The 21,539-nt window shown below is 61.2% G+C and carries 16 protein-coding genes; 1 reads left to right on the forward strand and 15 read right to left on the reverse strand.

Features of this window, described 5'->3' with window-relative positions; all coding sequences use genetic code 11:
• Nucleotides 1–62: 62 nt before the first annotated feature.
• The 15 genes from chvE to M1D89_RS21455 all read right to left on the reverse strand — a co-directional run bounded on the left by chvE (nucleotide 63) and on the right by M1D89_RS21455 (nucleotide 20,311).
• Nucleotides 63–1,187, reverse strand: coding sequence for a multiple monosaccharide ABC transporter substrate-binding protein (gene chvE, locus M1D89_RS21385; protein ID WP_498646767.1), 1,125 nt, complete (start codon nucleotides 1,185–1,187; stop codon nucleotides 63–65).
• Nucleotides 1,188–1,546: 359 nt separating this feature from the next.
• Nucleotides 1,547–3,832 carry a gluconokinase, GntK/IdnK-type gene (locus M1D89_RS21390; protein ID WP_498646769.1) on the reverse strand — a complete coding sequence of 762 codons (2,286 nt, stop codon included), beginning with the start codon at nucleotides 3,830–3,832 and terminating at the stop codon, nucleotides 1,547–1,549.
• On the reverse strand, nucleotides 3,822–5,051 hold the full coding sequence (gene manD, locus M1D89_RS21395; RefSeq protein ID WP_089593517.1) for a D-mannonate dehydratase ManD: 1,230 nt from the start codon (nucleotides 5,049–5,051) through the stop codon (nucleotides 3,822–3,824). Before manD ends, M1D89_RS21390 begins: the two co-directional genes overlap by 11 nt.
• A gap of 97 nt (nucleotides 5,052–5,148) precedes the next feature.
• On the reverse strand, nucleotides 5,149–6,561 hold the full coding sequence (gene uidB, locus M1D89_RS21400) for a glucuronide transporter (protein ID WP_498646773.1): 1,413 nt from the start codon (nucleotides 6,559–6,561) through the stop codon (nucleotides 5,149–5,151).
• Nucleotides 6,562–6,876: 315 nt separating this feature from the next.
• Nucleotides 6,877–8,253: a mannitol dehydrogenase family protein gene (locus M1D89_RS21405; protein ID WP_498646775.1), complete on the reverse strand. Its 1,377-nt coding sequence runs from the start codon at nucleotides 8,251–8,253 to the stop codon at nucleotides 6,877–6,879.
• On the reverse strand, nucleotides 8,250–9,656 hold the full coding sequence (gene uxaC, locus M1D89_RS21410) for a glucuronate isomerase (protein WP_498646778.1): 1,407 nt from the start codon (nucleotides 9,654–9,656) through the stop codon (nucleotides 8,250–8,252). Before uxaC ends, M1D89_RS21405 begins: the two co-directional genes overlap by 4 nt.
• Before the next feature lie 92 nt (nucleotides 9,657–9,748).
• The gene (locus M1D89_RS21415) at nucleotides 9,749–10,795 is read right to left on the reverse strand and encodes a LacI family DNA-binding transcriptional regulator (RefSeq protein WP_498646780.1); all 1,047 of its coding nucleotides are present in this window, start codon (nucleotides 10,793–10,795) and stop codon (nucleotides 9,749–9,751) included.
• A gap of 74 nt (nucleotides 10,796–10,869) precedes the next feature.
• On the reverse strand, nucleotides 10,870–12,036 hold the full coding sequence (locus tag M1D89_RS21420) for a Gfo/Idh/MocA family protein (protein WP_498646781.1): 1,167 nt from the start codon (nucleotides 12,034–12,036) through the stop codon (nucleotides 10,870–10,872).
• A gap of 24 nt (nucleotides 12,037–12,060) precedes the next feature.
• Nucleotides 12,061–12,921 (reverse strand): sugar phosphate isomerase/epimerase family protein, encoded by an 861-nt coding sequence (locus tag M1D89_RS21425; RefSeq protein WP_498646782.1) that lies wholly within the window; start codon nucleotides 12,919–12,921, stop codon nucleotides 12,061–12,063.
• A 66-nt stretch (nucleotides 12,922–12,987) separates the two neighbouring features.
• The gene (locus M1D89_RS21430) at nucleotides 12,988–13,875 is read right to left on the reverse strand and encodes an ATP-binding cassette domain-containing protein (RefSeq protein ID WP_498646784.1); all 888 of its coding nucleotides are present in this window, start codon (nucleotides 13,873–13,875) and stop codon (nucleotides 12,988–12,990) included.
• A complete protein-coding gene (locus M1D89_RS21435; protein ID WP_498646787.1) occupies nucleotides 13,872–15,749 on the reverse strand; it encodes a dipeptide/oligopeptide/nickel ABC transporter permease/ATP-binding protein in 1,878 nt (625 codons plus the stop codon). Before M1D89_RS21435 ends, M1D89_RS21430 begins: the two co-directional genes overlap by 4 nt.
• Nucleotides 15,746–16,687 carry an ABC transporter permease gene (locus tag M1D89_RS21440; RefSeq protein WP_498646788.1) on the reverse strand — a complete coding sequence of 314 codons (942 nt, stop codon included), beginning with the start codon at nucleotides 16,685–16,687 and terminating at the stop codon, nucleotides 15,746–15,748. The genes M1D89_RS21435 and M1D89_RS21440 overlap by 4 nt, the downstream gene beginning before the upstream one ends.
• A gap of 6 nt (nucleotides 16,688–16,693) precedes the next feature.
• Nucleotides 16,694–18,235, reverse strand: a complete 1,542-nt coding sequence (locus M1D89_RS21445; protein WP_498646790.1) for an ABC transporter substrate-binding protein — start codon at nucleotides 18,233–18,235, stop codon at nucleotides 16,694–16,696.
• Nucleotides 18,236–18,412: 177 nt separating this feature from the next.
• Nucleotides 18,413–19,420, reverse strand: a complete 1,008-nt coding sequence (locus M1D89_RS21450) for a Gfo/Idh/MocA family protein (protein WP_498646792.1) — start codon at nucleotides 19,418–19,420, stop codon at nucleotides 18,413–18,415.
• Between the two features lie 45 nt (nucleotides 19,421–19,465).
• Entirely contained in the window at nucleotides 19,466–20,311 is an 846-nt protein-coding gene (locus tag M1D89_RS21455; protein WP_498646793.1) for a sugar phosphate isomerase/epimerase family protein, read from the reverse strand.
• Between the two features lie 199 nt (nucleotides 20,312–20,510).
• On the opposite strand from M1D89_RS21455, the gene M1D89_RS21460 reads away from it, so the two are divergent.
• Nucleotides 20,511–21,530: a LacI family DNA-binding transcriptional regulator gene (locus tag M1D89_RS21460; RefSeq protein WP_498646794.1), complete on the forward strand. Its 1,020-nt coding sequence runs from the start codon at nucleotides 20,511–20,513 to the stop codon at nucleotides 21,528–21,530.
• Nucleotides 21,531–21,539 lie beyond the last annotated feature (9 nt).

A 21,539-nucleotide genomic window follows, 5' to 3' on the forward strand; every position in this document is an offset into this window, starting at 1 on the left:
TGTGGCCCCGTCACACTGCGCACTGCAACACAGGGGTTCGGGGCCACAGACCGGGGACGTGATTACTTGACGTCGGCTTCCGTGTAATAGCCGGAGTCGATCAGTTCCTTCTTGTAGTTGTCCTTGGTGATGATGACGGACTTCAGGAGGAAGGCCGGAACAACCTTGACCTTGTTGTTGTAGGTCTTGGTGTCGTTGGTTTCCGGTTCGGTTCCCTTGAGGACAGCGTCAACCATCTTCACGGCTTGCGAGCCGAGCTGACGGGTGTCCTTGAAGATCGTGGAGTACTGCTCGCCGGCGACAATGGACTTCACGGAGCCCTTCTCTGCATCCTGACCGGTGACAACGGGCAGGCTGCCGGTGGAGTAACCGCCGGTGCTGCTCAGCGCGGAAATGATGCCGATGGACAGTCCGTCATAAGGGGACAGCACGCCGTCGAGCTTGGTTCCGGAGCTGTAGGCCGAGGTGAGGATGTCTTCCATGCGCTTCTGGGCTACGGGTGCCTGCCAGCGCAGGATGGCTGCCTGCTCGAACTTGGTCTGGCCGCTGGGAACCTTCAGGGTGCCTGCATCCAGGTACGGCTTAAGGGTGTCCATGGCGCCGGTCCAGAAGAAGTTGGCGTTGTTATCGTCCGGGCTGCCCGCGAACAGTTCAACGTTGAACGGGCCCTTGCCCTCAACCTTGTTGCCGCTCGCGTCCACCAGGCCCAGGCCGGTCAGCAAGGAAGTGGCCTGCTGGACACCCACCGTGTAGTTGTCGAACGTGGTGTAGTAGTCGACGTTCGGCGTGCCGTTGATGAGGCGGTCGTAGGCGATGACCTTGACGTTCTGTTCCTTGGCCTTGGCCAGGACGTCCGTCAGGGTGGTGCCATCGATGGCTGCGATGATGAGCGCCTTGGCACCCTTGGTCAGCATGTTCTCAATCTGGGAAACCTGCGTGGGAATGTCATCGTTGGCGAACTGGAGGTCCGTTTTGTAGCCAAGGTCCTTCAGGGACTTCTCAACGTTGGCGCCGTCAGCGATCCAACGCTCGGATGTCTGGGTCGGCATCGAAATGCCAACCAGTGAATCGCTGGGATTTGCACTGCTGGTGGACTCGGCAGAGCCCCCGCGACTGCCGCAGCCTGTGGCTCCAACAGTCAAGGTTAGGACAACCGCTACGGCGCCCAGGAGTTTCTTCAATCTCACGATGCTCTCCTTCCGCGGCAGCATTGCCGCGAACTCTGATGCAGCCGGAGCATCTGCGCGTCCGGCGGTGAAGCGTTTTGTGATCTGCGGCCAGCTGGGTGCCACATGCCACGAAAGGTGGTGCGAATGCCATTGTGAACGCTAACAACACCGTCGGTCAAGTGCCGTGGATCACGAAATGATTGCAGACTTCGACCGCTACTGAAGCTCTTGACTTGAAACGTTGTTAGCGTTCACAATTGGCTGGCTCATCCGTGGAAGGTAGAAGGAAAGCCCGGCACTGCGTTGTGGGCAGTACCGGGCTTCGCTCGCTCCTCCGTGATGGCGGGGAGGAACTCTTCCCTGCTGGGAACAGGGAATCAGAGGCGGGTGTCGAACGAATCGCAGAAGACGTTCTGGTTGAACGTCCCCCGGAACTCGGACTTGCCCTGGATCTTTTTGATGGTTGCGCGGATGGCCTCACGCGTTGCTGCGTGTGCGTGGATGGCGGTCTTGACCATGGGCACATCAATCAAGTGGTTCGGCTGGTTCAGTGAGACAAAAAGCGTCGGAACTTCCGTGGCGTACCAGGGAATTTCGGCTGCCATCGGTGAGGACCACTTAATGCGGATGGCCGCCTCCTGGGCAAAACCCTTCACATTGGCAAAAACGAACGCGGCATCGTACCTCTCGGAAAAGTCTCCGGTGGCCTCCTCGGAAAGGACCCGCATGAAGTTCATGCCGGACTCCCCTGCTGCTTCGCGCTGCTCAGCTGTTTTGAAGACCTCCACGTCGAAGCCAGCAGCTTCCAGTTCTTCCCGAACAACGTCCAGGTATGCCAGTGGATCGGCCCGCGTGAAGTCGGCTCCGCCCGAAATCCCGTAGAGGCGGATACGCTTATGGGTTTCCGGCGTGATCGGCAGATTATGGGCAGTATCCTTCACCAGGGTGACTGTCTTGTCAGCGACAGCAGCGGCAATGGCACGGTGCGCCTCACTTCCGATGACCGCCAAGGCATCGCCCGCCGGAACCAAGGATTCCCGCGAAGCAAGGTGCAAGCCCAGGCTCGCTTTAAGGCCGAGAATCCGCCGAAGGGCATCCTGCAAACGCCCCTCGGTGATCACGCCGGACTTGTAGCCGTCCAGCATGTAGCCGAAGTCCTCGTCCGGGTTTCGGAAAAACAGGAACATGTCGCAACCGGCCGCGATGGTGGCAGGCACAAGGTCCTTGCGCTTCATCGCCTGGGTCAGACCAACCATCAGGGACGCGTCCGTCAGGACCAGTCCGTTGAAGCCGATTTCGCCCCGCAACAGATCCTGCAGGAGCTCAGGTGCCAGGGTGGCGGGAAGGATGTCAGCATCCGACAAGCCGGGTCGGAAATGTCGGGACACCTCTGGAGCGCCAATATGGCCCACCATGATGGACTGCACGCCATGGCCAATCATTTCGCGGTACACGTGCCCGTAGGTGCTATTCCACTCCTCATAGCCAAGGGTGTTGTAGGAGGTGACCACGTGCTGGTCGCGCTCATCAATACCATCGCCGGGGAAGTGCTTCATGGCGCAAACAGTGGGTGATTCACTGATGCCGTCGAAGTACTCTTTCGCGCGTTCCACCACAATTTCAGGGGTATTACCGAAGGCTCTTGTGGAGATGACCGTGTTCCGCCAGTTGTAGTGGATGTCCACGATCGGCGCGAAGGCCCAGTTGCAGCCCAACGCTGCAGTTTCAACGCCGGCCACTTGGCCCATCTGCCGGGCGATGCTCTTGTCAGGATGAGAACCAGCCTGGAGATGGGTGGAGACGAACGTGCCGTCGTCGCAACTACCTGCGCCGCCCATCTCGGGGTTGGACGCAATAAGCAAGGGGACCCGCGTTTTGGACTGCGCGTAGCGGATGTGTTCCTGCACGGCCTTGGACGGTCCTGGCCGATAGCGCATGCCACCTACGTGGAAGTTCTCCAGCACGCCATCGAGGTACTCCGGGGAGTAATCGTTGTTGTGGTTGATGAACAGCTGGCCGATCTTCTCTTCCAGCGTCATGGACCCGATGGTGCTCTCCACCCATTCCACAGCTGCGTCATCCAGATTGAAGGGCGCTGCTTTAAGGTCCACCAGGAACGGCCCAGCCGGCACCGCCAGCCCGTTGAGGGCTGAATTCACGTCATTCAGAATGTCCTCCACTGATTTGGCGATGTCCACCACGATGCCGGCTTCGTCGTCCTGCAATGGCTCCAGCGTGGTCAGCTGCGACTCCAGCAGCGAGGGGGGCATGAAGTGACCGGGCCGGGCAGTCATGCGTGCGTTCAACAGCTCGCGGGTGCCGTGGAGGTGCACGAACACCACCGACGGATCGGCGCTGCGGATAATGTCCCGGTAGCTGCGCTTGAGCGCGCTGCAGGCGATGACAAGGGCAGAGTTCGACGCCGGGAATCGCCTGCCGATTTCGGCCAGCCAAGGTGCGCGGTCGTCGTCGTTCAGCGGAGTACCGGAGGCCATCTTGTCGATGTTCGCCTGGGGGTGCAGCGAATCGCCGTCGAGAAATTCAGCGCCGAGACGCTCGGCGAGGGCAGCACCAATGGTGCTTTTGCCGCAGCCAGCTACGCCCATGATCACAATGTGATGCTGCGGTTGCGGTTCACCAGTCATGGCTGATTTACCAGTCATGAACCGTGCCGTCCACGAGGCGGTTGTAGGGCAGGTAGGCCTGCTGGTACGGGAACGCTGCGGCGGCTTCTTCATTGAATTCGACACCGATGCCGGGGTTGTCGCCCGGGTGCAGGTAGCCGTCCTTGAACGTCATGGACTGCTGGAAGACCTCGTTGGTCTTGTCCGAGTGCTGCATGTATTCCTGGATGCCGTAGTTGTGGATGGCCAGGCCGACGTGCAGCTGGGCGGCGAAGCCCACCGGGGAGATGTCCGTGGGGCCGTGGAAGCCGGACTTGATCTGGTACTGGGCTGCGAAGTCCATGACCTTCTTCAACGGGGAAATGCCGCCGAAGTGGGTGGAGGCTGCACGGACGTAGTCGATCAGCTGTTCCTTGATGAGGGTCTGGAAGTCATACACGGTGTTGAAGATTTCACCGATGGCCAGCGGAGTGGTGGTGTGCTGGCGGACCAGACGCAGCCCTTCCTGGTTCTCGGCCGGCGTGCAGTCCTCCAGCCAGAAGAGGTCGTATGGTTCCAAGGCCTTCCCGAGCTTGGCGGCCTGGATGGGTGTCATGCGGTGGTGACCATCGTGGAGCAGCGGGATTTCCGGGCCGAACTCGTTGCGCACGGCCTCAAAAACGGTGGGCAAGTGACGCAGGTAGGCGCGGGTATCCCAGTCCTCCTCAAGAGGGAAGTTACCGCGGCCGGCAGGCTCGTAGTCATACCGTTCACCCGAGGCCTGGGCCTGCGCAGCAACACCATAGACGGCCTTGATGCCGGGGACGGCGGTCTGGATGCGGATGGACTTGTAGCCCAGTTCCAAGTGCTCCCGCACGGAATCGAACAGCGACGGAATGTCAGCACCCGAGGCGTGGCCATAAGCGCGCAGCCCGTTGCGGGAAGCACCACCCAGCAGCTGGTACACCGGCAACCCGGCAACCTTGCCCTTGATGTCCCACAACGCCATATCGACGGCGGCAATGGCGGCCATGGTGACCGGGCCGCGGCGCCAGTAGGAGCTGCGGTACAGGAACTGCCAGGTGTCCTCGATCCGGTGAGGGTCCTTGCCGATGAGCAACTGCGCAACGTGCTCCTTCAGGTACGCGGCGACGGCGAGTTCACGGCCATTAAGGGTCGCATCACCAATGCCCGTCACACCGTCCTCCGTGGTGATGCGCAAGGTGACGAAGTTGCGGGACGGGCTGGTCACAAAGACTTCAGCGGCAATGATTTTCACAGCTTTTCCTTTCGGGATGTGGCTGAGCGGGTTTAAGTACGATTTTAGGTTGAATTGCACCCAGTGGCAACCGGTTGCCTAGCATTCTTTGATATTTCTACATGACCTGCGCCTTGCCGTTTGCTGCACGGCTGGCAGCAGCTTCTTTCTGAGCTTTCCCGGCGTCGTCCAGCGCGACTCCCGCAGAACGGCGGGCGCGGATCTCCCCAACAATTTGGGCGTGAAGCGCGTCAGTGAGTTTGTATTTGGTCATTACTACGATCGCCAGGATGGTCATGATGGCCGGCAGCGCCCCGGCGGCGAACTGAATTCCCTGCAGCGCTTCGGCACTCTGCGTAACCCCCGACTTGTATCCCCCGGCCGCGAGGCAATAGGCAGCGAGTGCGCCGCCTACAGCCTGGCCGGTCTTACGCGTGAAGGAGAAGAGTGCGTAGGTGATTCCCTCGGTCCGGACGCCGGTCTTCCACTCGCCATATTCCACGGTGTCTGCCTCCAAGGCCCACACCACGATATTCACGGCCATGACACCCATCAGGCTGATCACCAGCCCGGAAAACCCCACCCAGACCATGGATGACGGTGAGAAGAAAACAATGATTCCGCCCACCATGGAGAGCGCTCCGGCAGCGATGTATACGTTCTTTTTGCCCACCTTACGAACCAGCCTCGGCATCAAAGGTGCCAGGGCCAGGGTCATGACCAGCTGGACTATGGCCAGGACCGGGTAAAGATCCAAGCGACCCAGGACGTCGCGCAAGTAGTAGAGCTGCACTGAGGACAAGGCCATATAGCCGGTCAGGAAAAGGAAGGAGCTCAGGCAAAGCATGAGCAGCGGGCGATTGGTTTTCAGGGTGTCCATGCTCTGCTTGAAGGAAACATTGGGCACCGAGCGATGAACACGTTCCTTGGCGGTGAGAACAGTGAAGAAGTAGAGCGCCGCACCGATCACCACGAAGGCAAACGTGATGGTGGTGAATGTGGACTGGAGGTCTGCGCCGGGCTTGATCAGTGGAGCGACGAAGATGCCCAGGGCGGATCCCACCAACAGTGCCCCCACCATCCGGGCAGAACCCAGCTTGGCGCGGTCGCCGGGGTCCTGCGTCATGGCCCCCGCCAACGAGCCATAGGGGATATTGACCAGGGAATATGCCAGCCCCAAAGCAGCGTAGGTCACGTAGGCGTAGAGCAAGGTGCCCGTCTCGCCCAGTTGCGGCACGGAGAACGTGGCGACGCTGAGGAGCAGCAGCGGAATGGAGCCGAACATGATGAACGGACGGAACTTCCCAAAGCGCTTGCTGTAGGAGCGGTCAACCATGCGTCCAGCGAAGACATCCGCGAAGGCGTCGAAGATCCTCACCACCAGGAGCAAAGTGCCTGCCGCGGCCGCCGAGATTCCTGCGACATCCGTGTAGTAGACCAGAAGGAACATGGTGGCGGTAGTGAAGGCCAGATTATTGGCGGCGTCGCCGGCACCGTAACCGACGATGCTGAGTTTGCTGAGCTTTTTCAATGCGGGCTCCTTTACCCTTCGCGTCATTGCGGTCCGAGCCGACTCGACAGTAAATAGGAACCACTGGAATCAAGGTCGGTTGTGCAGCTGTTGTAATTGTAGCCAATTTGGCAAGTGCTTGGCAATCGGTTGCCGAAGATTTCCTTGAAAGTTCCACCAATCGCTGGGCGTTGCGTGGCCCGCTCTGCGCCCTAAGATCACGCCAAAGCGCGCAAAGCAGGCCCCGCAACGTGAAGGCAGGCACGTTAAGCGGCAGCGGCCCAAGATGCCGAAGAGGATCGACAGCTTGGGCAGCTCAAGAAATCGTGCAGGTTCCTAGGCCGCAGTACCCGACGCCGTCGCGCGAGCAGGCACCATTGCGTTCGGAAAGCCAGCGATGAGGTCCTCTATGAGTTTTACTATCGCGGGCTCCCGGGCTAGTTCAGCATCCAGCAATGCCACGAGAGCAGCCACCCGCTCACCGCCGACCAGCCGGTTGGCTTCCGACACGGCATCCGACTGTGGGTCTTGCAGACCCGGATTCGCCTCCACGAAAGAGGCCCACACAGCTATCATCCGCGCAGCGGCCTCACCACTCCTGCCCGCCTCACGCTCAGCCCGGAGCACGGGGATCGCCCGCATCCGTAGCTTAGTGCTTGCATCCGTTGCGATCTGGGCGAGATGGTGGGCGATCCGCGAATTGCCAAAGCGATCCAACAACGCCGCCCTGTATTCGGGAATGCCCAGGTCGTCACCGGCCAGGTGCCGCGATGCTTCGTCCCAAAACTCCTCCACAGCTTGCAAGCACACAGGATCGGCCAGGGCCTCGGCAACTGTCGTGTGCCCGCGCAGCTGGCCGGCGTAGGCCAGGATGGAATGCGCGCCGTTGAGGAGCCACAGTTTGCGGTTTTCGTACGGTTCAATATGGTCCACGAAAACCGCGCCGGCGTCCTCCCAGCGGGGGCGCCCGGCTGGGAAGTCACCACTGAGAACCCAGTTACGGAATGGCTCGGCGACGACAGGTGCTTCATCCCGGTAGCGGCACCGCTCACTGACCAAGGCAACGTCTTCAGGGGTGGTGCGCGGCGTAATCCTGTCCACTGACGTGCTGACGAAGCTGACGCTGGTGTCAATCCAGGCCGCCAGCCCGGCGTCGACTCCCCGGGCGAGCTCTACCACGGCCCTGCGCGCTACATTGCCGTTATCCGAGAGGTTATCGCACGAAACAACGGCGAGGGGGCCGGCGTCGGCGTTCCTGCGCGCGGCGAGCCCCAGGACCAAACGGCCCAACGGCGTCGCAGGCTTTTCGCCGGAAAGCAGCTGCGAAAGGTCATCGGCGCTGGAACCGTACGCGGCTTCGGTGATAGTTAGCGTGACCACAGCGGTTTGGGGCGCTGCCACCAGCTCCACTAAGCGGTCCACGTTGGCGCCATCCACGGCTTCAACAATGCTGCCTACAACCTCGAACGTATCGCCGGAATCCGAGCGCTCCACTACTGTGAACAGTCCATCCTGGGCGGCCAGGACCTCGGCGGCGTCCGGGCGACGACCGGTGAATGAGGCGATGCCCCACTCCCCCGCGTCGCCGGCGTGCTGCGTGAACCAGGCCTGATGTGAGCGGTGGAAAGCTCCTAGGCCCAGGTGCACGATGCGCACTGGAGCCCTACGGTCCGGCGCGACGTCGCGGTTTAGCCGCGGAAGTTCGGCGGTCATAGCTTGAACACCCTGCGGGGCGAGGAGTCGACGACGTCGAGAATCAGCTCATGCGCGCGGTCTTCAGAGACGCGGTGCTCGGCTACAAGGCGCGCAAGGAAGGACGCTTCGATCCTGCGGGAGGCGTCGTGCCGTGCGGGAATGGAGCAGAACGCGCGGGTGTCATCGATGAAGCCGGAGGACCGCGAGAAGCCGGCGGTTTCGGTGACTGCGGAGCGGAAGCGGAGCATGGCGTCCGGCGCATCGAGGAACCACCACGGTGCGCCGATGTAGACGGACGGGTAGAACCCGGCCAACGGCGCGAGTTCACGGGAGAAGACGGTCTCATCAAGCGTGAAGAGCACCAGGTGGAAATCCTTGGCCGTGCCGAAGTCCTGCAGCAAAGGACGGATGGCCTCGGTGTAGTTCACGGCGAACGGAATGTCGTGACCGGTGTCGGCCCCGAACGACTCGAACGTGGGGCCATGGTGGTTCCGATAAGAGCCCGGGTGAATCGTCATAACCAGCCCGTCGGCCACAGACATGCGAGCCATCTGGTACATCATGTGGGCCTCAAACGCGTCTCGATCCTGCGCAGTGGCCTTGCCGGTGCGCGCCCTTTCAAAGAGCGCTTCCGCTTCCGTGGCATCCAGTTTGAGGGTGGCGGGGGTGCGGACGCCATGGTCCGCAGATACTGCGCCATGCTCCACGAAATAGCGACGGCGGTTTTCCAGGGCCGCGATGTAGCCGGCGTAGCCGGTTGCCCCGTCGCCCGCGGTTGCGATCAGCCTGTCCACATTGGCGCTCCAGTTGGGATGCGCCACATTCAGGTAGGCATCCGGGCGGAAGGTGGGGAGCACGCGGCCGTTGAAGCTGGGGTCATCGGTGAGGGCCTTATGGCTGGCAAGGCTGTCCATGGGATCATCCGTGGTGGCCAGGACCTCGATGTTGAAGTCCTTGAAAAGCTGCCGGGGGCGGAAGTCCGGCTCAACCAGCTTCGCGGCGATCGCGTCATAGCTGGCATCGGACGGCAGCTCACTGAGATCTGCGCCGAGTTTGAATACATCGTTGAACTGGGTGCGCAGCCAGTACCCGGAGGCTGTGCCTTCGAACAGCGGCCAGGCTTCGACGAACTGTCGCCAGATCTCCCGGGACTCCGGCGCGGACGCCGCGCCTGTCAGCAACTGATCCATCGGAACACCGTTGGCGTGAATCAGGCGGGTGACGTAGTGGTCCGGGCTGACCAAAAGTGCTGCGGGGTCGGGGAACGGCGTGTCCTGTTCGATGACAGCGGCGTCAACGTGGCCGTGGGGAGAAATGATGGGCAGGTCCTGGACGCGTTCCAGCAAGGATCGCGCGATGCTTCGCGTCCCGGGATCTGCGGGCAGGAGCCTGTCAGGGTGTGCGGCAATGGACTGTGACATAGGTCAATCTTGCGGTCCGGCTCATCGCTTTGTCAACCGGTTGCCAAAAATTGCCAATTCGTTGCAATGCATTGTGCAAACGGATGGAGAGGTCAGGAGAGGAGACGCCCGCTGGACCCTCGCACCACGAGTTCCGTCTCAACCCTGACAGCCTCGTCCGGAGCCTCATGGCCCTGCAGCATGTCCAGGAGGATAGTCACGGCACGGGTGCCGCACTCCCCCAACGGTGAGCGCACTGTGGTCAACGCAGGAGTAGTGAAATCGGCACCGAAAATGTCGTCAAAGCCCACAATGCTGATCTGGTCCGGGACACTCATCCCGCCGGCCTGGAGCTCTTGCATCAAGCCGATGGCGAGGAGGTCGTTGTAGGTGATCACCGCCGTCGCCCCGCTTTCCAACACTTCACGGGCAACCTGCCGGCCGCCATCCACCGTCGGCTTGGACGACTCAAGGCGCACCGCGCTGAGCTTGGACCACTCTGCAGCGGCTTTGACGCCATCCCACCGGCGTGCAGTCATCCAGGACTGTTTGGGGCCGGCAACGTACGCGAGCTTTTCGTGGCCGTTGGCAGCCAAGCTGCGCACTGCCTCGCTGATGCCCTTGTTCACGTCCGGGACAACGCATGGAACGCCGGTAATTTCACGGTTGATGACGGCCACGGGCTTGTCCGAAGCCAAGGCCCGGATCTGGTCGTCGTGCATCCGGGGGCTGGCCAGGATGAGGCCATCCACGGTGCTCAGCAGGCGCCGGGCCGCTGTTACTTCGGTCTCCGGTGACTCGGCAGACTCAGCCAGGACCAGCGTGTAGTCGCGGGCGGATCCTGTGGTTTCCGCACCGCGTATGATGTCGAAGAATGTGGGATTGGTGATGTCTGCGACTATCAAACCGATGGTTTGGGTACGGCCGGTGGGGAGGGCACGAGCGAACGGATTCACCTGATAGTTCAGCTCCGCCGCCGCATCTTCGATGATCTTCTGCGTCTTGGCGCTGACCCTGCCGGGCTTGCTCAAGGCGCGGGACACCGTAGACGGATTAACTCCTGCCAGCTTGGCGATGTCGTAAATGGTGGCAGAGGACTTCTCCCCCCGTCCACGTTTGGTGGTGGCAGTAGATGCTCCGGAGCTCGTCACGTCAGTCACCGCTCCATCGTAGACCGCTTGGCAACAAAACAGGCCGGTTGCCATCCATTGATGTGGCAACCGGCCTGCCTTGATTAGGAACGCTCGGGGAATTTACCCTCTTCAGCGATGCGCTTGTTGAGCTCCTGGAGGAACTCGTCCTCGTCAAAGTCCAGCGAAACTTCCTTGCCGGTCCAGCTGGAGAGGTGGATGGCGTTGGCCAGGCGGACGCCATTAATCCCGTCCGAGCCTGGAGCAAGCAGAGGCGTGCCGTCCAGGATGTTGGCAGCGAAATTTTCCAGGACGCCAGCGTGCTGGCCGCCCCAGGCAGACTCGAATTCGATGACCTCGCTGCTGTACAACTCCTCGCGGTTCAACTGGCCCATGAAGAGCTTGCGGACACCGTCCATGTCCATCGAGTCGCTGATCTCACGCTCAGGCTTGACCAGGCGGGTGACAGTGGCCACCTTGCTGTCCTCCACCACGATCTTGCCCTGGTCACCCAGGATTTCGAACCTGTCGGTTCCAACGAGGTCGTGGGTAGCCGTCACGAAAACGCCCGTGGCGCCGTCGCCATAGTCCACTACTGCGGTGACTTCATCCTCGACGGCGATGTCACGGCGGAAGCCGTACGCCACCTTGGAGTACACGGACTGGGGGACGCCACAGATCCACTGCCACAGGTCCAGCTGGTGAGGGGCCTGGTTGACCAAAACGCCACCGCCCTCACCACCCCAGGTAGCGCGCCATTCGCTCGAGTTATAGTAGCCCTGCGGGCGCCACCAATTGGTGATGATCCAGTTGGAGCGCCGGATCTTGCCGATCTCGCCGTTATCGACGATTTCCTTGAGCTTCTTGTACAGCGGGTTGTTGCGCTGGTTGAACATGATGCCGAAGGACAGCTCAGGCTTGGAGGCGGCGAACTCGTTCAGTTCCTTGACCTGCTTGGTGTAGACACCGGCTGGCTTCTCCACGAGCGCATGGATGTTGCGCTTGAGTGTTTCGATGCCCATCTCCGGGTGCAGGAAGTGGGGTACGCACGTGACGATCGCGTCCACGACGCCGCTTTCCAGCATCGAGATGTAGTCGTCGTAGAACGGGACATCCGGATACTGGGATGCGGCAAGTTCCTTCTTGGCAGGATCGACGTCGCAAATGGCGCCGATCTCCATGTTGGGTACCAGGCCGTCCGTGATGAACTTGGCGTAGGCGCCGCCTTGCTGGCCCAAGCCTATGATGCCCAGGCGTACTTTCTTGCTCATGAATGCAGTCTCCTGTGTCGAAATCTAGAAAAGGTCAGCGTGGCCCATGGCCACCAGGTTGTCGTATGAGGTCTGGAGTGCATCCCAGACGGTCCGTCCATACAGTTCGTCCTGCTCCACCAGGAGGTACCGGGCACCGGCTTCCACCGCTGCGGGGATGATCGATGGGAAGTCCAGATTGCCCTCGCCCACTTCGGCGAACTGCACCACATTCTTGAAGTCCGCCATGAAACCCGGGAAGTCGCCCTTCTCCAGGAGCCCGAAAGCAGCAGCCGGCATCTGACCGATCCTGTAGTCCTTGAGGTGCACCATGGCAGTCTTGCCAGCGTACTTTTCGAGGGTTCGCACGGGGTCCAAGCCACCGCGCTGCACCCAGTGCACGTCAATCTCCATGCCCATGGCCGGGGAGTTTTCGGCGATGATGTCCAGCATGTATTTGCCGTCAAACTTGGCGAACTCAATGTGGTGGTTGTGGTAGTACAAGCTGATGCCCTGTTCCTGCAGCCGTTCGGCATAACCATTGGCTTGCTTGGCGAATTCAACCACCGATTCCAATGACTTCATCGCCCCGAACGGAAGCATGCCGATGCGCAGCAACGAGGTATCCAGCCGCTTGGCATCGTCCACGATCTTGTCGAAGTTGTCCGCCAGCGATTCCACGGGCATGCCTTTGCGGCCTTCGATATTCACCGAAAGTGCGGCGATATCCATGCCCAGCTCAGTTCGCGAGCGTTCCAGCTCGCCCACGTTCTCCGGGGTCATGGGGATTTGGGAAATTTCGACGGCGTTGTAGCCGATCGCGCTGACCTTGCGGAGCGTTTCAAATGCTCCAGCGTCAGCAAAACTGTCCTTCAGCATCATGGCTTGGACGCCTATTGTGGCCACTTTTTCCTCCGGGGTTTTCCGGGTCCTTCCGGACCCTGGATGTTTATCAATCTGAGGCCGGGCCGTTTAGGCCACAGCACCTTGCTGCTCGATTTGGCTGCGCTGGTTCGCGAGCAAGCGATGGCGGTCCGCCCGGCGTTGTTCCTGCCGGTCAGGATCGGGCACCGGCGAGGCGAGCAGTAGCCGCTGGGTGTATGGGTGTTCGGGATCCCGGGTGACTATCTCGGCGGGGCCTTGCTCCACGATTTCGCCGTGGTACATGACAGCCACGCGGTGGCTGATGTGCCGCACCACATCGAGGTCGTGGGACACGAACAAGTACGAAACACCCGTGTCCTTCTGGATCTGCAGGAACAGGTCCAGCACGCGGGCCTGAGTGGAGAGGTCCAATGCGCTCACGGGCTCATCGCAGACGATGAGTTTGGGCGACAGCGCCAGAGCCCGGGCGATTGCAACGCGCTGGCGCTGGCCACCGCTGAACTCGCGCGGCAGCCGGTGAATTGCGTCGGTTGGCAGGCCCACTTGGTCCAGCAGTTCCTTCACGCGTTTCTTGGCGGCAGCGGGCTCCATGCCCTGCACGCCCAGGGGTTCAGCGAGGATGTCGCCAATTTCCAGCGCCGGGTTCAGCGAGGTGTAGGGGTCCTGGAACACCACTTGGAGGTCCCGGCTCAGTGTGCGGCGTTCCCTACGGGAGGCGTTGCTGATGTCATTGCCTTCGAAGACCACTTTTCCTGCGGTGACGGGTGCCAGGCCAAGAACTGCCCTGCCCAAGGTGGTCTTGCCCGAACCGGACTCCCCCACCAGGCCTAAGGTCTCACCCTGTCCAATGGTGATGTTGATGTCCGTCAGCGCCCGGAAAGGCTTGGCCCGGAACCTCTTGCTGGGGTACTCCACCACCAGGTTCTCCACGGACAGGAGCGGTGCCCCCTGCGATGAGTCAAAAGGGATACTCATGCCACCGGCTCCTTCTCTGCGGCTGATCCAGGCTTGGACACAAGCATGGTCATGGGGGTCTTTCCTTCGAGCATGGACCCCAGCAGGGTCTGCGTGTAAGGCTCTTTCGGGTTGCGGAGGATCTCGCGGACGGTTCCTTCTTCCACGAGCCGACCGTTCTGCATAACGACCACGCGATCGCAAAGATCGGCAACAACGCCGAAGTTGTGGGTCACCAGGATCACGCCGATGTTGAGTCGCTGCTGCAGCTCGCGCAGCAGGTCCAACACGTCGGCCTGCACAGTGACATCCAAGGCGGTGGTGGGTTCGTCGGCAATCACCAGGTCCGGTTCGCAACTGATGGCACCGGCGATCAGCACACGCTGGGCCATGCCGCCGGAGACCTCGTGCGGGTAAGCGTTGAAAGTGCGCTCCGGGTTGGTAATGCCAACGTCGGTGAGCAGTTTGAGCGCACGCTCGCGGGCTTCCGCTTTGGAGACTCCCAGGACACGGACCATGGGGGTGACCAGCTGGTACCCGATGGTGAAGGCCGGGTCCAGGTTGCTCATGGGTTCCTGCGGTATGTAGGAGATCCGCTTGCCGCGCAGTTTGGACAACCGCTCCTGGCTGACGCGGTCCTCACCCGGAGCCACTGTGTAGTTGCCATCGAACTGGATGGAACCGCCCACGATCCGCGCGTTATCCGGCAGCAGGCCGAGGATGGAGAACGCGGTCTGGGACTTGCCCGAACCCGATTCGCCAACAATGCCTAGGATTTCGCCGCGGTCCACGTGGAAGGAAACGTCGTCCACTACCTTTTTGATGGAACCGTCCGCCTGCGGATAGCCGACGCCCAGGTTGGTCACCTTGACCAGGTGGTGCTCGGTTCCGGCGTCGACGGCGGCCACGGACTTCCGTGACTGGCGCGCCTTGGCGGTGTCCGCCGTCGTGCTTGCAGAAAAACTTGTGCTTTCAGCAGAGACGGCCTTTTTGCGGTGCTTGATCTTCTCGCCGTCTTCCAGGGCGTCGCGGATGGCGTTGCCCAGCAGGACCAGTCCGCCAATGGTGAGCGCCATGGCCAGTGCCGGCCAAAGGAGCAGCATTGGGGTGAGGTAGACGTTCTTGAAACCCTCGGAGAGCATGACGCCCCAGGTTGCCTTGGTGGGATCGCCCAAGCCAAGGAACTCGAGCCCGGACTGGATGGCGATGGCAACACCGGCAATTGCGGCGGTTTGGATGATGATGGGTGCCCGGACCACGGAAAAGATATGGCGGGCGATGATGCTGAGATCGGAAAGGCCGGAGACACGGGCGGCATCGACGTAGAGCTCGTTCCTGACCGACTGCACTGCAGTGCGGGTGAGTCGGAAGTAGGAAGGACTGATCAGGATGCCGAAAGCGATCATCGAGATCCACACAGACGGGCCGAAGGCTGCGCGGATGGTAAGCAGGACGATCAGGCCGGGCAGGCTCATGAGGATGCTGACCACCCAGTTGGAGACCGCTTCAAATTTGCCGGCGTAGTATCCGGCAATCAGGCCGGCCGGGAGTCCGATGGCGATGGCCACACCGGCACAAAGCAACGCCGACAACAAGGTCAGCTGGGCGCCGAAGAGTAACCGGCTCCAAGTATCGCGTCCCGCGCTGTCCGTGCCCATGATGTTGACTGAATCCGGAGCGGCCAGGGTCTTGGAGATGTTGGCGAAGTTCTCTTCGAAGGGTGCGATCACCGGCGCAAGAATGGCCAGCGCTGCGATTGTCAGCAGGATCGCCAAGGAGGCGATGCCCATGGGGTTCTTCAGGAGGCGGCGCATCACGGTGGAACGGACCACCGTACCGCTCTGACCGGTGGGAACCGGCGCGGTAACACCAGCGGTTTCTACGGAGTCGCTCATGAGACACGTACTTTCGGGTTGAGCCAACCATTGAGGATGTCCACCAGGAGGTTCACGACGATGACCACCACCACGGTGTACATCACCACTCCCATGACGACAGGAAGGTCGGTTTGGGTAGTAGCGGTGACCGCCAGCGGACCCATGCCGGGCAGGGCGAAGATCTGCTCGATGATCACCACGCCGCCCAACATGCCGATCAGTTGCAGGCTCAACACGGTCAGGCCTGCAGGTGCCGCACTGCGGAGCACGTGCTTGAAGAGGATTTCGCGCTCCCCGATGCCGCGGCTGCGCAGCGTCCGGACGTAGTCACGCTCAAGCTGCTTGATCACGGCGCTGCGGATCTGCTGAGCGCCACCGGTTACGCCGTTGATCAGCAGCGCGATCACCGGAAGCGTCATGGAGTAGACCCAAGCCTCCGGCCCCACCCCCGGAGAGATGGTGCTGGTGGCGGGGAAGAACCCCAGCTGGATGGCCAGGATGGTTACCAGGAACACGCCGATCACATACCCCGGGATGGAGTCCCCGACGATCGCGCCGATCTGGACCACCCTGTCCACCCAGCCGCGCTTCACGGCTGCGGCAACACCGATCAGTGCTGCGCAAATGGCGATCAGGATCATTGCGGTGAAGACCATGGTCATGGTCACCGGGATGCGGGTGGCCAGAGAGTTGGCCACCGGCTCCGAGGTGAACCACGAGGCTCCAAGGTTGCCTGTGAGGGCATCGCCAAGCCAGGCGAAGTAACGGACAAAGAGTGGCTGGTCGAGTCCCAGTTCCTGCTCCTTCAAGGCAACCTGTTCAGGTGTTGCCTGGTCCCCCAGGATGTTCTGGGCGATACTTCCGCTGGAGGTGTACAGCAGGGTGAAGGTGAGGACCGAGACTACGAACAACACCACCAGACCACTGCCCAGTCTTTTCGCAATGAACTTGATCATGGAGTCCTACTTGGCGGGCGAGTAGTTGTAGATGGACGGAACGGCCTGCTGCACCTGCGGCGTGACGTTCACTTTGTCGTTGTGGTAGTACATCTGGTTCACACGGAACAGAGGAGCGAACCAGGCTTGTTCCACCACGTATTTGTTGACTTCCTGGGCCAGCTTGCCGGCATCTGCACCACCGGTGCGCACGGCCGCGATCTTGGCCTCGAGCTCAGGAGTGGTGTTTTTGAAAGGGTTGTACAGAGCCTTGGTGGAGACGATCTGGTCAATCGCCACGGTGGGCTCACCCTGGAATAGGTTGAAGAACATGGCATGGTACTTCTGGGCTGCAACATCCGCAGTGAAGGTGTTGGTGATGGCCGCGCCCGGGTTCAGCGTGATTCCCACATCGGCAAGCTGCTGCTTGAGCACGGAAATCAGGGTTTCAGCACCGGGAAGGGTGGGAACGTCGATGCTGACCTTGCCCTCGAAGCCGGACTCCTTCAGAAGCTGCTTGGCCTTCCCCGGATCGTAGCTGTAGTAGTTCTCCAGCTCCTCGGTCCAAGCCCCGCTGTCCTTGCCGAACGGCTGAGTGGTGGGAGTGCCTTGGCCCAGCATTACCTGGTCCAGGATGGTCTTCCGATCAAAAGCGTGGTTGATGGCCTGACGGACCTTGACGTTGGCCAGGGCCGGGTTCTTGGTTCCATCGCGATCAAGGAGCAGCAATCCGGACCAGTCCACCTGGTTGGTTTCAAGCTTCATCTTGGCGCCCTCGGCCTGCTTGCCATTCTTGGGATCCAGCAGCGTGGCGTCGATCTGGCCGGATACCAATGCGTTGGTACGGGCAGTCGGATCGGTGAGGATCTTTAGCGTCAGCTTCTTGAACTTCTGGAGGTCCTTGTTCCAGTAGCCTTCCCGGGCGGTGAAGACAGTCTGCGAATCCTTCACGGAGGCTGCCTTGTCCATGACGTAAGGGCCCGAGCCCACGGGAACGGTCTTGATGGCGTCGGTGCCCAGTGCTGCGGGGCTTCCCATGAGGCCGGCAGCCTGGCTCAGGAAGTATTCCAGCGCCGGCTCTGCCGCGCTGAGGTTGATGTCGATGGTGTCCTGGTCCACTACGGCGATATCCGAGACCGAACCGAGCTGGGCCATCTGGGGTCCGTTGGCCTTCTTGAAGTGGTCCAGGTTGGCCTTGGCAGCCGTGGCATCGAACTTGGCACCGTCGCTGAAGGTGACGTCCGTACGGAGGTCAACAGTGAGCTTGGTGTTGGTGTCGTTGTACTTCCATGCCGTGGCGAGCATCGGGCTGAGTTTGCCGTCCGGTTCGCGGAGGATCAGGGAGTCGTACGCTGCCTGGTATGGCTGGAGAGCGTGACCAACATGGGCCTGTGCCGGATCCCAGGAAGTGATGTCCCGGAGGGTACCGAGCGTCAGTGCGGTCACTGTGGTTCCGCCACCGGCATTCGAACCGGCTCCGGTTCCGGCGCCCCCGCCGCCACAAGCGGTGAGCGCCAGGGAGGCGCTAAGTACGATGGCGGCTGCTGCCGCCTTGGGACCTAACTTCATTGTCGGCTCCTACTGAGTCTTTGCCTGATACGAATCAGAGCTTGGGGCATGTGGCCTGCGCCACATTTTGTGGTTATGGGATTTACAGTACGGACTTTGCGCGGCCTTGGCAACCGATTGTCAAAAGTTTCTTAAATTGTTGCCAAGTGGGTTTCGAGGAATGCTCGCCCGGTGGGCTCACCCCACCTGATCAGTAATCTCCGGGTAACTTTGCGCGTAAATGTCCTTGATGATGGCCAAGGATTTACCGGCCTCAGCCGGGCTGATCCAGAACGGCCCGGCGTCCTGCAGTTTGTTGTAGAAATCTGCAATCAGCAGTTCGTGGGAAACCCCCCAATAGGATCTTCCCCCCGTTTCCGCCACCCTCTCGGGGACGACGTCCACCGTGCCGTCGGCATAAGTCACCGTGAGGTCACCGCGCAGGCTGAGTGTTGCCTTCTCTGTCACGATGTCCAAGGTGACGGGCGCATTCACCGCATTGGCCAGTGTTGCGTAGAAGACACTCCGCGCGCCGTTCACATGCTCGGCCACGAACTCCGCGGTGTCTTCCACCTCGATCACGCCACCCAACGAACGGGTGGACGCGTGCCCCTCCACCTTGGCAACATCACCCACCAGCCACTGCAACAGGTCTACGGTATGAATGGCTTGGTTCATCATGAGGCCACCTCCACCCTCCGCCCACGTGCCACGCCATGGGCGGCTGCGGTAGTAGCTGCCCTCGCGGTGCCACATGACAGTTGCCGAGGCGCCGATCACCTGACCCAGCGTGCCGCCGTCGAGCAGTTCATGCATGGCTTGCGACGTCGCGTTGTAACGGTTCTGGAAGCAGACAGCGATTTTTGCCGGACTTCGCTCCGCAACCTCGATCAATCGCCGCCCCTCGGCCAGCGTGTGGGCAAGTGGCTTCTCCACGATGACGTTCACGCCGCGCTCCAGGCAGTCAGCGGCAACTGAAGCATGAAGATGGTGGGGCGTACAGATATGCACGACGTCGGGGCGCACCTTCTGGAGCATGTCCAGGTAATCCGCGTAGCCTGGGACGCCGTGCTCCGCTGAGGCCGATTCCAACCTTTCAGGATCGGTATCGGAGACCGCCACCAATTCGGCGTTGTCCATGGTGGCCAGGGCCGAAAAGTGAATAGTCGAGATGTCGCCGCAACCAATAACTGCCGCTGTAGGCATACCTGCTCCTTTGAAGGTTAATGCTGAACTGTTGAGCGCAGGCCGTCAGGCCAGGGAAACGCCATTCTTGGCAGCGAGGCCGGCAAAGGCGCGGGCCGCGATTCCGAAGGCAACCGGCCCCGAGTACCCGCCCAGCTCGTGGGCACTGGCCAGGTGCGGCTCCAGCGAGGCGAAGCCGGTGTAACCGTCCGCGGCAAGGGCGCTGATGGTCGCGTCCAATTCGCCGTCGCCTTCGCCGGAGGGAACCACTTCACCTGTGCTGGCGATTGCGTCCTTGACCTGTAGATATTCAAGGTAGGGACGCAGGATGGCATATCCCTCGGTGTAGGGCTTGACGCCTACTTGGACGAAATTGGCGTTGTCCCACGCAACCCGAAGCGAGGGAGAGTCCACCGCCTGCATAATGTCCAGGACGCGATCGGGAGTATCTCCATAAATGCCCTTTTCATTTTCATGGAGCAGGACGATGCCGTGCGCAGCAGCTTCTGCGGCCAGTGCTGACATTCGCTCCATGACGGCGTCGCGAATACTCTCCTGGCTTTGGCCAACTCCGCGATAGAAGGAGAAGATGCGGACGTATTTTGTCTCCAGGGTTTTGGCAACGGAGATGATTTGGCGAAGCCGCGTCACCTCATGCTCCACAGGAAGGCTGACGTCTACCTTGCCGATGGGACTGGCAACAGCTGAAACCTTGAGTCCCTTCTCATCCAGGATCGCCTTGAGTTGCCGGACGGCGTCCTGCCCAAGCTCCGAGACATTGGTCCCCCATGCGCTGCGGACTTCAATGTGGCTCGCACCCAGGGCCAACAGCACGGCGGCCTGCACGGTGGGATCGGGGTCTACTTCGTCGCCGAAACCGGACAGGCTCCACACGGCACTGGGTTGAGTCACGAAAGTCTCCTAGGTAGTCCTGCAGCGACACACGGAGGCGCGGTGACGCAGTTCACAGGCGGTCTTATCCCTCGAGTTTAGCCAACTTGGCACGCCATTGACAACCGATTGCCATAAGCTGCCATGCTGTGGCATTCTTGTTCAACGGTGTGGCAGTAGTCACAGCCGGATGATTTTTGTCGTTCAGAGAGGAACGCCCATGGCGACGCAACCCATGGCAACAGGCCGGCCTGCCACCATCCACGACATTGCTGCGCTGTGTGGCGTCGCAGCGTCCACCGTTTCGAGGGCCCTTGCCAATCCTGAGCGCGTCAATATCCGCACCCGCGAGCGGATCCAGGCTGCCGCCGTCGAGCTGAATTACACTCCCAATTCCCAAGCGAAAGCGCTGAGCTCCGGCCGCACGGGTGCGGTGGGCGTTCTGGTTCCGGATATCACCAACCCGTTCTACTTCGACCTCATCAGGGGAACGCAGCTTCAGTTGAAGGCGGCCGGCTACACGCAGTTGCTGGTTGATACGGAGGAATCGGACGAGGTGGAGGCCAGCACGCTGGAGCAGTTGCGTAAAAGCGCCGACGGCGTGATTGTCGCAGCGTCCCGCCTCAACGACGAAGCACTTGCCGCTGCCGCCGCGCGGATGCCGATGGTCACCGTTAACCGCGACGTCGACGGCGTCCCCGCAGTCATCATCGACACTCCCTCAGCCATGCCTCAGGCATTGGACCACCTGATTTCACTGGGCCACACGTCTGTTGCGTATGTTTCCGGCCCCGCCGTTTCCCAGTCCAGCGCCCGGCGCTGGACCTCACTGTCAGAAGCCGCCGAGGAACGCGGAGTTGAGGTTCGCAGCATCGGGCCGTTCGCCCCCAAGACCCAGTCCGGCGCAGCTGCTGCGGATGCCGCCGTTCACAGCGGGGTCACTGCGTGTATCGTCTTCAATGACCTCATCGCTATCGGCATGCTCCAGCGCCTCCGCGAACGTGGTCTTCGAGTGCCGGAGGACATGAGCATTGTGGGCTGCGACGACATCTTCGGGGCAGACTTCTGCAATCCGCCCCTGACCACAATGGCCTCACCGATTGAGCAGGCAGGACGCGTGGCCGTCTCCATGCTGCTTGCGCAACTGGATCCCCTGCACGCTGGATCCAGCCGACGCTTGGCCGTTATGCCTACGCACCTCACGGTCCGCGGTTCCACAGGTCCGGCCCCCACCAATTAGCTGACATTT

The sequence above is a fragment of the Arthrobacter sp. D3-18 genome, assembly GCF_054408525.1.

Coding starts and splice junctions, on each gene's coding strand:
- M1D89_RS21390 (WP_498646769.1), bottom strand. CDS start 3,832: ATGACTGGTAAATCAGCCATGACTGGTGAACCGCAACCGCAGCATCAC.
- M1D89_RS21405 (WP_498646775.1), bottom strand. CDS start 8,253: ATGACCGCCGAACTTCCGCGGCTAAACCGCGACGTCGCGCCGGACCGT.
- uxaC (WP_498646778.1), bottom strand. CDS start 9,656: ATGTCACAGTCCATTGCCGCACACCCTGACAGGCTCCTGCCCGCAGAT.
- M1D89_RS21420 (WP_498646781.1), bottom strand. CDS start 12,036: ATGAGCAAGAAAGTACGCCTGGGCATCATAGGCTTGGGCCAGCAAGGC.
- M1D89_RS21430 (WP_498646784.1), bottom strand. CDS start 13,875: ATGAGTATCCCTTTTGACTCATCGCAGGGGGCACCGCTCCTGTCCGTG.
- M1D89_RS21435 (WP_498646787.1), bottom strand. CDS start 15,749: ATGAGCGACTCCGTAGAAACCGCTGGTGTTACCGCGCCGGTTCCCACC.
- M1D89_RS21440 (WP_498646788.1), bottom strand. CDS start 16,687: ATGATCAAGTTCATTGCGAAAAGACTGGGCAGTGGTCTGGTGGTGTTG.
- M1D89_RS21445 (WP_498646790.1), bottom strand. CDS start 18,235: ATGAAGTTAGGTCCCAAGGCGGCAGCAGCCGCCATCGTACTTAGCGCC.
- M1D89_RS21450 (WP_498646792.1), bottom strand. CDS start 19,420: ATGCCTACAGCGGCAGTTATTGGTTGCGGCGACATCTCGACTATTCAC.
- M1D89_RS21460 (WP_498646794.1), top strand. CDS start 20,511: ATGGCGACGCAACCCATGGCAACAGGCCGGCCTGCCACCATCCACGAC.